Raw genomic sequence first — 8,364 nt, forward strand, 5'->3', positions numbered from 1 at the left:
GTTTAATTAGATGTGAAATAGATGTCGCTCATAATTCATGCCTTTTGGCAAAAATGTGGGCTTGGCGCGGCATCTCTGCAACGTTCTTTTATAGGCCTGCAAACGTTCGAATAAATGCTGGCCGGAAATATAAGTGGTATCGTTCCATGAATATGGCGGGCGGTGGTGCTAAGCTACCGCCTTTCCGATTTCGTCAAATGAACAAAGAGTCAGCGACACCATGGCGAAGCTGCTGGCCATCGACGGCCTGAACATCGTAAGACGCGTGTACGAGGCGAGTCCCGAACCGGACTCGGACCTGAAGGCGAGCATCGCGCTGCGCCACGCGTTTTCGTCGTTCCGCAACCTGCTGGAAGCGCATGCGCCCACGCACGTGCTGGCCGCGTTCGACTATGGCGGCCCCACGTGGCGTCACGCGCTATACCCGCGCTACCGCGAGGGCCGCGCGCCGATGCCGGCCGTGCTGCGCGAGGCCTTGCCGGAATTCCACGAGCGCCTGTGCAAGGTCGGCCTGCACGTGCTGATGCTGCCCGAGGTCGAGGCCGACGACGTGATCGCGACCGGCGTGATGCGCTGGCTGGCGGAGGGGCGCGGCGATGCCGTCGTCGCCACCACGGACAAGGACTTGCACGGGCTGATCGCGCACGGCGCGCTCGTGTGGGATCATTTCAAGGGCGAGTGGCACGACGACGCGTGGGTGCGCAACAAATTCGGCGTCGCGCCGGAGCGCATGCACGACCTGCTGGCGCTGATGGGCGACCCGACGGATGGCGTGCCGGGCGTGTCGAAGGTCGGCATGAAGACGGCGGCGCGACTGCTCAACGCCTACGGCGACCTGGACGCCGTCATGGCCGGTGCCGGCATCCTCAAGACACCGCTGGGCGAGCGCCTGCGCGCGGAACGCGAGATCCTGGAGGTGTCGCGCAAGCTCGTGCAGCTGAAAACCGATGTGCGCTTGGGCGTCACATGGAATATGCTGGCGTACGAGGCAAACTAGAATAAGAAAGAGAAAGGAATCCGATGCTCAAGGCGATCATCGTCGACGGTAGCGCCGTGGCGCGCGGCCTGCTCAATACCGTGCTCACCGACGGCGGCTACGACGTCGCCGGCCAGGCCCATACGGCCGCGGCCGGGTTCGCGCTGGCGCTGAAGCACCAGCCGCAGATCTTCTGCATTGCGCGCGAGYAGTTCGAGGACGGCCAGGAAGCCGTCGAGCAGTTGCGCACGCAACTGCCCAAGACACTCATCTTCATGGTGTCCGGCACGCTCGACGCACCCGCCATCCAGGCCGCGCTGGCGGGCGGCGTGCACGGCTTCATCGTCAAGCCGTTCAAGGCCGATACGGTGCTGCGGACGATCCGCAACACCGTGATTTCCATCGTCAAGAAACACAGAGGGCCGGAACGCGCCTGAACTACGTTGCGACCTTGTTGGCGGCGAGGTCCCAGCCGCCATTCGTGCTGCCTCGTACGCCGCCGGCGATGTTTTGCTGGGTGTACGTCCATTTGATTTTCGAGTACTTCAGACTGACGTGCTCGCTCAGAATCGTACCTTCGACGAGGGATGGCGCGACGCCGCTGATCAGCACATTTTCGAGCTGTATCTCGAAGTACTTGATCGGTTTGCCGTCCCCATCAGCGCGCATGAACTCGAACCTGGCTTTGGGGATGGTTTTGCCCATGGCGCAGGTTTGCAGCAGGATCGGCGATGCCAGGTCTGTAAGCTTGCCGAACACCACATCTTTCAGCTCTGCCCGCTCTGCCGTGTGTCCGCCAGCGGTCGATGCGGTGGCGCTGCGTGGCTGCAGGACAGACCAATGCACTTCGGAGCATTCGATCCAGCCCTGGTGCGCAGAGTCCTGCGACTCACCCTTGATTCCTGCAATTTGCAAGTAGACATCGATGGCCATATGGACTCCTCGTCGGCGTTATTCGGACCCGCGTCCGTCAGCGGCGATTATTCGGATTTTCCAGATGGGGCTGCTTGTTTGAGCGCAACGGACCGGCGATGGCCCTGGTTTAGATTGGCAATCCGAACGTATGGACCAGGAGACGCCGATGACCAAGCAGCATGCACATGCAGCCGCCACGCCCTCCGCAAATGCTGGAATGCGGATGAGCCCGGAGGCTCGCGCCCGGATGCGCCGGCGCGAGAGGGATGTGTTCAATTATTATGATGACATGGGCCCAGGTAAGGGGAATTGTACGTGGGGCCCGGGCATTCTTGCCCATAAGGGCGCGTGCACAAAAGAAGAGTTGGCGACTCCCGTCAGCGCGGCCGCAGTAGAGGCAGAGTTCGCGCGCAGGGTGGCCGATGCCGAAGCTGGCGTCATACGCCACGTGCGTAAGCAAAAGCTGCCGCAAGATCAGTTCGATGCGCTGGTGAGTCTCACCTATAACACCGGGGCGCACGGTGCCCGAAACGTGTACACACTGGTCGACACCGGGCGCCCGGCCGAGGCCTCCTCAAAAATCCGCGCGATGACGTCGACCCACGTGAACGGCAAAAAAGTGGTGGCGCGAGGTCTGATTTCGCGTCGGGAAGAAGAAAGTGCTCCGTTTCAGGCTGCTGCAAAAGCAGCTGCTACGGCTAAAAAATAAGCAAGGAGTCGGCGATGTCTTCTTTACGTACGTTCAAGTGCTTGCCGGTCGTAGCAAGCATACTTGCGTTGATCGCTTATCCGGTCCGAGCGACACAGCCCGGAAATGACGCCGACATTTTCGGCACCTGGACGCTCACCAAAGTGCTCGACTCTGCGGACGTCGCGTCGTTGACTGACGCGCAGGCCAAAGCGCTGATCGGTAAAACCATGGTCGTCCGGCGCGACGCCGTCATCTTCAATGCAGAGCCCTGCCGTGCGCCAGAGTTGACGCGTCATCGCGAAGATGCAGCGAAGTACATACGTGAAGGCTATCACGCCCGGGTCGGCTATCTCGGCCTGCCGGACACGATCACGGTCATCGATCTCGACTGCACCGAAGCCTTCCTGAAAAGCAAAGGAAGGGTTGTAGTGTTCTGGGAAGGGTATTTTTTTGACGCGATAAAACAGCCAACGGCAAAGCGTTGACATGAACGTCGGCTCGTCCCTGCCGGCGGCCCCGACAGCAGGGACGGCGCGGATTACGCCGCCGACTTCGCGGCCGCCAGCAGCCCCATCTCTTCCGACCCCAGCAGCTTGTCGATGTCGAGCAGGATCAGCATCCGCTCGCCCACGGTGCCCAGGCCGCGCAGGTATTCGCCCGACACGGAAGCGCCCAGGTCCGGCGCCGGCTTGATCTGGTCCGGCGTGAGCGTCACGACGTCCGAGACGCTGTCCACGACCATGCCGATCGTGTGGTTGTTGATGTTCAGGACGATCACGACGGTGAACGCGTCGTACGTCGCCGCGCCGACGTTGAACTTGATGCGCATGTCGACGATCGGCACGATGATGCCGCGCAGGTTGACGACACCCTTCAGGTACTCGGGCGCGTTGGCGATGCGCGTGACGCTATCGTAGCCACGGATTTCCTGGACTTTCAGAATACTGATGGCGTATTCCTCGCCGCCCAGGCGGAACGACAGCACTTCGGTCGCGTTGTTGACAATGTCTTCAGCCATGTCTTTTCCCTCGGATTGAACGCGGAAGGACTCCGCAGAGAATAGCCGCGTATTTGCTATGCGGCAATACTCCTGAAGGGTACGATATTTTTCCCCGTTATACGATGGAGAATTGGCAATCGCGCATAAAAAGACCGGAGTTGCGGGAAGTATGCAACAGCGGTGCGGCCGCGTGGCCGCACGGCGGTCAGACGGCCGACGCCGTGTCGATGATGCCGCCGCCCAGGCACACGTCGCCGTCGTACAGCACGGCCGACTGGCCCGGCGTCACCGCCCATTGCGGATCGGTGAAGTCCAGCGTGAAGCGGTCCTGGCCTTCCGGCGTGACCGTGCACGGCACGTCGGCCTGGCGGTAGCGGGTCTTGGCCGACAGCGCTCGCGCAGTGTGCTCACCTGCGGGCGGTTCACCGGCGATCCAGCTGGCCTGGCCGGCACCGAGGCGTTCCGACAGCAGCCACGGATGGTCGTGGCCCTGCACGATGTACAGCGTGTTGTTGGCGATGTCCTTGCGCGCCACGAACCACGGCTCGCTCGTGCCGTCGGCATTCTTGTGCGACTTCAGGCCGCCGATGCCGATGCCCTTGCGCTGGCCCAGCGTGTAGAACGACAGGCCCACGTGCTCGCCCACCGTCTGGCCGTTGTCCAGCTTGATCGGGCCCGGCTTGTGCGACAGGTAGCGGCCGAGGAATTCGCGGAACGGCCGTTCGCCGATGAAGCAGATGCCCGTCGAGTCCTTCTTCGCCGCGTTCGGCAGGGCCAGCTTTTCCGCGATCTTGCGCACTTCCGTCTTGGCGATCTCGCCCAGCGGAAACAGCGATTTCGACAGCTGCGCCTGGTTCAGGCGGTGCAGGAAATAGCTCTGGTCCTTGGTCGCATCGAGGGCTTTCAGCAACTCGAACCTGTCGGTGGAGACGTTGTGCCGGACGCGCGCATAGTGGCCGGTCGCGATCAGGTCGGCGCCCAGCTTCATCGCGTGGTCGAGGAACGCCTTGAACTTGATCTCGGCGTTGCACAGCACGTCCGGGTTCGGCGTGCGGCCGGCCTGGTATTCGCGCAGGAATTCCGCGAACACGCGGTCCTTGTATTCGGCGGCGAAGTTGACCGCCTCGATGTCCACGCCGACGACGTCGGCCACGCTGGCCGCGTCGATCCAGTCCTGGCGCGAGGAACAGTATTCGGAATCGTCGTCGTCTTCCCAGTTCTTCATGAACAGGCCGATGACTTCATAGCCCTGTTCTTTCAGCATCCAGGCCGCGACCGAGGAGTCGACGCCGCCCGACATCCCGATCACGACTTTCTTTTTACTCATTTCAGGTTACGTCCGGTTTGAGGGTGAGTCCGCCGTCGAAGACCGAATGGTCCGTGTACAGCAGGTCCAACTGGGTGCGCTTGCCCGCCAGGTAATCGTCCACGCATCGCAGGACGATGGGGCTGCGGTGACGCTCGCGGCAGGCCGCCAGTTCGTCGCGCGTCAGCCACAGCGTGCGCAGGATGCCGTGGTCGAGCGGCTGGTCGTACTGCCTGCCGGCCCTGCCGCAGAACGTGAAGCGCAGATAGGTCACGTCATGCCCGCGCGACTTCGAGTGATAGCGCGACAGATACATACCCACGAGGGCTTCCGGGATGAATTCATGCGCCGTCTCTTCCATCGCCTCGCGGATCACCGCCTGTTCGAGCGATTCGTGCGGGTCGAGGTGGCCGGCCGGCTGGTTCAGGCGGATGCCGTCGCTGGTCTCTTCTTCGATCAGCAGAAAACGGCCCTCGCGCTCGATGATCGCGGCGACGGTGACTGACGGTCTGAAGGTATGGGTCATGCGCGTCCTTGTAGTGAGCCGACATTCTACCTTGATGGAACGTGAGTTGCTCGGGCGCACGCTGCGGCGCAACAGTTCTAGACAGGGCTAGTTATTGATTAAAGGCAAAAAGTTGGGGGATTTGTCCAGCCTACGAGGGTGAATGCCATGAAAATTGCTGATCTGTTTCTGAAAAACCACTCATCTGGATTGATCGGGGGAATTACATGCTAGATTGTGGACAGTTAATCAACTATATGGAGGCATCATGAGAATTGGTGTGCCGGCCGAATCGAGGCCGGGCGAGACACGCGTCGCAGCAACTCCCGAAACCGTCAAGAAGCTGGCCGCCCAGCACGAGGTCGTCGTGCAGTCCGGCGCCGGCGTGCACGCGGCCGCGATCGACGATGCCTATGTCGCCGCCGGTGCCCGCATCGTCACGGCGGCGGAGGCCCTCGGGGCCGACCTCGTGCTCAAGGTGCGCAGCCCGGATGCGGCCGAGCGCGCGCAGATGAAACCGGGCGCCGCGCTGGTCGGCATGCTGAACCCGTTCGATACCGACAACCTGGCCGCGCTGGCGCAGCAGCAGATCACCGCGTTCGCGCTGGAAGCGGCGCCCCGTATCACGCGCGCGCAGTCGATGGACGTGCTCTCGTCGCAGGCCAACATCGCCGGCTACAAGGCTGTCATGATGGCCGCCAACGCTTATCAACGCTTCATGCCGATGTTGATGACGGCCGCCGGCACCGTGAAAGCGGCGCGCGTGCTGATCATGGGCGTCGGCGTGGCCGGCCTGCAGGCGATCGCCACCGCGAAGCGCCTGGGCGCCGTCATCGAGGCGTCCGACGTGCGCCCGCCCGTGAAGGAGCAGGTGGAATCGCTGGGCGCCAAGTTCATCGACGTGCCTTTCCTCACGGACGAGGAGCGCGAGATCGCCAAGGGCGTGGGCGGCTATGCGCGCCCGATGCCGGCCGACTGGATGCGGCGCCAGGCGGAGCTCGTGCACGAGCGCGCGAAGCTGGCCGACATCATCGTCACGACCGCGCTGATCCCCGGCCGCAAGGCACCCGTGCTGATCTCGGAAGACACGGTGCGCGCGATGAAGCCGGGCTCCGTGATCGTCGACATGGCCATCGAGCAGGGCGGCAACTGCCCGCTGACGGAGCTGGGCCAGACGGTGATCAGGCATGGCGTGACGATCATCGGCGAGCCGAACCTGCCGGCGCTCGTGGCGGCCGACGCGTCCGCGCTGTACGCGCGCAACGTGCTGGACTTTTTGAAACTCGTGATCGACAAGGACGGGAAGCTCGTCATCGACCGCGAGGACGAGATCGTGCGCGCGACGCTCGTTGCCATCGACGGCGACGTGCTGCGCAAGGCCGCATAAACCTGGGGGACGACATGGAAATCAGCCATACCATCATCAACCTGATCATCTTCGTGCTGGCGATCTACGTCGGCTACCACGTCGTGTGGACCGTCACGCCGGCGCTGCACACGCCGCTGATGGCGGTGACGAACGCCGTCTCCGCGATCATCATCGTCGGCGCCATGCTGGCCGCCGGCCTCACGGAGGGCCTGACCGGACAAGTCGCCGGTACCATCGCGGTGGCGCTGGCCGCCGTCAACGTGTTCGGCGGCTTCCTGGTCACCCAGCGCATGCTGGAGATGTTCAAGAAGAAGGAGCCGAAAGCTGCGAAGCCCGCGGCCGCCAAGGATGCCGTGGGTGCCGTGAAGGAGGCCGCATGAACCTGATCAGCATGAACGTCGTGACGCTGCTGTACCTGGTGGCGTCCGTGTGCTTCATCCAGGCCCTGAAGGGCTTGTCCTCGCCGTCGACGGCACGCATGGGCAACGCCTTCGGCATGACGGGCATGGGCATCGCCGTCTTCACGACCATCGCCCTGATGTTCAAGCTGAAGGAACAGATGCAGACGGGCGGCATGGGCTTCGGCCTCGTGCTGCTGGGCGTCGTCGTGGGCGGCAGCATCGGTACGGTCGCGGCGCGCCGTGTCGAGATGACCAAGATGCCGGAACTGGTCGCGGCCATGCACTCGCTGATCGGTCTCGCGGCCGTGTGCATCGCCATCGCGGCCGTGTCGGAGCCGTGGGCTTTCAATATCGCCGCGCGCGGCGAAGGCCTCCCGTTCGGTAACCGGCTGGAACTGTTCATCGGCACATTCGTTGGCGCCGTCACGTTCTCCGGTTCCGTGATCGCGTTCGGCAAACTGGCCGGCAAGTATAAATTCCGGCTGTTCCAGGGCGCGCCGGTGCGCTACCCGGGCCAGCACCTGATCAACCTGATCGTCGCCATCGCCATCGTCGGCCTCGGTCTCGTGTTCTGCTTCTCGGATGGCGCCGCGCCCGCATGGACGCCGTACATCGTGATGGCCGTGCTGTCGTTCGTGCTGGGCGTGCTGATCATCATCCCGATCGGCGGCGCCGACATGCCCGTCGTCGTGTCGATGCTGAACTCGTACTCGGGCTGGGCGGCGGCCGGCATCGGCTTCTCGCTGAACAACTCGATGCTGATCATCGCCGGCTCGCTGGTTGGCTCGTCGGGCGCGATCCTCTCCTACATCATGTGCAAGGCGATGAACCGCTCGTTCTTCAACGTGATCCTGGGCGGCTTCGGCGGCGAGGCGGCATCTGCCGACACGGGTGGCGCGAAGGAGCAGCGTCCGGTCAAATCCGGCTCTCCGGAAGACGCGGCGTTCATCCTGCAGAACGCGGAATCCGTGATCATCGTGCCGGGCTACGGCCTCGCGGTGGCGCGCGCCCAGCACACGGTGAAGGAACTGGTCGACAAGCTGACGGAACACGGCGTGCAGGTGCGCTACGCGATCCACCCGGTGGCGGGGCGCATGCCGGGCCACATGAACGTGCTGCTGGCGGAAGCCGAGGTGCCGTACGACCAGGTGGCGGAGATGGAAGACATCAACGGCGAGTTCGGCCAGACGGACGTGGTGCT

The 8,364-nt window shown here is 63.3% G+C and carries 11 protein-coding genes; 7 read left to right on the forward strand and 4 right to left on the reverse strand.

Annotation, left to right across the window (positions count from 1 at the left end; all coding sequences use genetic code 11):
• Window positions 1-220: 220 nt before the first annotated feature.
• Together AC1DYX_RS24475 and AC1DYX_RS24480 are read left to right on the forward strand one after the other, a co-directional pair.
• Window positions 221-997, forward strand: a complete 777-nt coding sequence (locus AC1DYX_RS24475; RefSeq protein ID WP_477263700.1) for a 5'-3' exonuclease — start codon at window positions 221-223, stop codon at window positions 995-997.
• Between the two features lie 23 nt (window positions 998-1,020).
• Entirely contained in the window at window positions 1,021-1,413 is a 393-nt protein-coding gene (locus tag AC1DYX_RS24480) for an ANTAR domain-containing response regulator (protein WP_477263702.1), read from the forward strand.
• Window position 1,414: 1 nt separating this feature from the next.
• On the opposite strand, the gene AC1DYX_RS24485 is transcribed toward AC1DYX_RS24480, so the two are convergent.
• A complete protein-coding gene (locus tag AC1DYX_RS24485) occupies window positions 1,415-1,909 on the reverse strand; it encodes an Hcp family type VI secretion system effector (protein WP_477263704.1) in 495 nt (164 codons plus the stop codon).
• Window positions 1,910-2,057: 148 nt separating this feature from the next.
• Between AC1DYX_RS24485 and AC1DYX_RS24490 the strand changes: the two genes are divergently transcribed.
• Together AC1DYX_RS24490 and AC1DYX_RS24495 are read left to right on the forward strand one after the other, a co-directional pair.
• A complete protein-coding gene (locus AC1DYX_RS24490; protein WP_477263706.1) occupies window positions 2,058-2,600 on the forward strand; it encodes a glycoside hydrolase family protein in 543 nt (180 codons plus the stop codon).
• 14 nt (window positions 2,601-2,614) lie between these two features.
• Window positions 2,615-3,067, forward strand: coding sequence for a hypothetical protein (locus AC1DYX_RS24495; protein WP_477263708.1), 453 nt, complete (start codon window positions 2,615-2,617; stop codon window positions 3,065-3,067).
• A 53-nt stretch (window positions 3,068-3,120) separates the two neighbouring features.
• Here AC1DYX_RS24495 and AC1DYX_RS24500 read toward each other — a convergent pair whose 3' ends face one another.
• The 3 genes from AC1DYX_RS24500 to AC1DYX_RS24510 all read right to left on the reverse strand — a co-directional run bounded on the left by AC1DYX_RS24500 (window position 3,121) and on the right by AC1DYX_RS24510 (window position 5,414).
• On the reverse strand, window positions 3,121-3,600 hold the full coding sequence (locus AC1DYX_RS24500; protein WP_477263710.1) for a chemotaxis protein CheW: 480 nt from the start codon (window positions 3,598-3,600) through the stop codon (window positions 3,121-3,123).
• 187 nt (window positions 3,601-3,787) lie between these two features.
• On the reverse strand, window positions 3,788-4,909 hold the full coding sequence (gene mnmA, locus AC1DYX_RS24505) for a tRNA 2-thiouridine(34) synthase MnmA (RefSeq protein WP_477263712.1): 1,122 nt from the start codon (window positions 4,907-4,909) through the stop codon (window positions 3,788-3,790).
• Between the two features lies 1 nt (window position 4,910).
• On the reverse strand, window positions 4,911-5,414 hold the full coding sequence (locus AC1DYX_RS24510; protein ID WP_477263714.1) for an NUDIX hydrolase: 504 nt from the start codon (window positions 5,412-5,414) through the stop codon (window positions 4,911-4,913).
• A 247-nt stretch (window positions 5,415-5,661) separates the two neighbouring features.
• Here AC1DYX_RS24510 and AC1DYX_RS24515 point away from each other — a divergent pair, with 247 nt between their 5' ends.
• The 3 genes from AC1DYX_RS24515 to AC1DYX_RS24525 form a co-directional block, all read left to right on the forward strand.
• On the forward strand, window positions 5,662-6,780 hold the full coding sequence (locus AC1DYX_RS24515) for a Re/Si-specific NAD(P)(+) transhydrogenase subunit alpha (protein WP_477263716.1): 1,119 nt from the start codon (window positions 5,662-5,664) through the stop codon (window positions 6,778-6,780).
• Window positions 6,781-6,794: 14 nt separating this feature from the next.
• Window positions 6,795-7,142, forward strand: a complete 348-nt coding sequence (locus tag AC1DYX_RS24520) for an NAD(P) transhydrogenase subunit alpha part 2 (protein WP_477263718.1) — start codon at window positions 6,795-6,797, stop codon at window positions 7,140-7,142.
• The coding region (locus AC1DYX_RS24525; RefSeq protein WP_477263720.1) for an NAD(P)(+) transhydrogenase (Re/Si-specific) subunit beta at window positions 7,139-8,364 on the forward strand (1,226 nt) is incomplete at its 3' end. The genes AC1DYX_RS24520 and AC1DYX_RS24525, both read left to right, overlap by 4 nt.

This window comes from Massilia sp. P2_C2 (genome assembly GCF_056404615.1).